1 rRNA gene is annotated in these 1,690 nt (G+C 54.7%); it reads left to right on the forward strand.

Features of this window, described 5'->3' with window-relative positions:
• The first annotated feature begins 158 nt into the window (after positions 1–158).
• A 16S ribosomal RNA gene (locus QP922_RS12750) occupies positions 159–1,675 on the forward strand.
• The last annotated feature ends 15 nt before the right edge of the window (positions 1,676–1,690 follow it).

A 1,690-nucleotide genomic window follows, 5' to 3' on the forward strand; every position in this document is an offset into this window, starting at 1 on the left:
TTTTTGTGCCCCGTCGGGTTGGGGGTTGGTTGAAGTTTATTTTCTTTATGTAATTTTTGGATAGCCAGTCCGTGTGGTGTTCGTGTTGTTTGTGCAGCGCGGATGTGATGCATGGTTTGGTTTGTCTTTTTGTTAGGTTTGGGCTTTTCACGGCCTTTTTTGTGGAGAGTTTGATCCTGGCTCAGGACGAACGCTGGCGGCGTGCTTAACACATGCAAGTCGAACGGAAAGGCCCCTGCTTGCAGGGGTACTCGAGTGGCGAACGGGTGAGTAACACGTGGGTGATCTGCCTTGCACTCTGGGATAAGCTTGGGAAACTGGGTCTAATACCGGATAGGAACCGTCTTTAGTGTGGTGGTTGGAAAGTTTTTTCGGTGCAAGATGAGCTCGCGGCCTATCAGCTTGTTGGTGGGGTAATGGCCTACCAAGGCGTCGACGGGTAGCCGGCCTGAGAGGGTGTACGGCCACATTGGGACTGAGATACGGCCCAGACTCCTACGGGAGGCAGCAGTGGGGAATATTGCACAATGGGCGGAAGCCTGATGCAGCGACGCCGCGTGGGGGATGACGGCCTTCGGGTTGTAAACTCCTTTCGACAGGGACGAAGCGCAAGTGACGGTACCTGTATAAGAAGCACCGGCTAACTACGTGCCAGCAGCCGCGGTAATACGTAGGGTGCGAGCGTTGTCCGGAATTACTGGGCGTAAAGAGCTCGTAGGTGGTTTGTCGCGTCGTCTGTGAAATTCCGGGGCTTAACTCCGGGCGTGCAGGCGATACGGGCATAACTTGAGTGCTGTAGGGGAGACTGGAATTCCTGGTGTAGCGGTGAAATGCGCAGATATCAGGAGGAACACCGATGGCGAAGGCAGGTCTCTGGGCAGTTACTGACGCTGAGGAGCGAAAGCATGGGTAGCGAACAGGATTAGATACCCTGGTAGTCCATGCCGTAAACGGTGGGCGCTAGGTGTAGGGGGCTTCCACGTCTTCTGTGCCGTAGCTAACGCATTAAGCGCCCCGCCTGGGGAGTACGGCCGCAAGGCTAAAACTCAAAGGAATTGACGGGGGCCCGCACAAGCGGCGGAGCATGTGGATTAATTCGATGCAACGCGAAGAACCTTACCTGGGCTTGACATACACCAGATCGCTGCAGAGATGTAGTTTCCCTTGTGGTTGGTGTACAGGTGGTGCATGGTTGTCGTCAGCTCGTGTCGTGAGATGTTGGGTTAAGTCCCGCAACGAGCGCAACCCTTGTCTTATGTTGCCAGCATTTGGTTGGGGACTCATGAGAGACTGCCGGGGTTAACTCGGAGGAAGGTGGGGATGACGTCAAATCATCATGCCCCTTATGTCCAGGGCTTCACACATGCTACAATGGTCGGTACAACGCGCAGCGACACTGTGAGGTGGAGCGAATCGCTGAAAGCCGGTCTTAGTTCGGATTGGGGTCTGCAACTCGACCCCATGAAGTCGGAGTCGCTAGTAATCGTAGATCAGCAATGCTGCGGTGAATACGTTCCCGGGCCTTGTACACACCGCCCGTCACGTCATGAAAGTTGGTAACACCCGAAGCCAGTGGCTCAAACTTGTTAGGGAGCTGTCTAAGGTGGGATCGGCGATTGGGACGAAGTCGTAACAAGGTACCCGTACCGGAAGGTGCGGGTGGATCACCTCCTTTCTAAGGAGCATTAAT

The organism is Corynebacterium sp. MSK218, from assembly GCF_030232655.1.
Taxonomy (GTDB): domain Bacteria; phylum Actinomycetota; class Actinomycetes; order Mycobacteriales; family Mycobacteriaceae; genus Corynebacterium.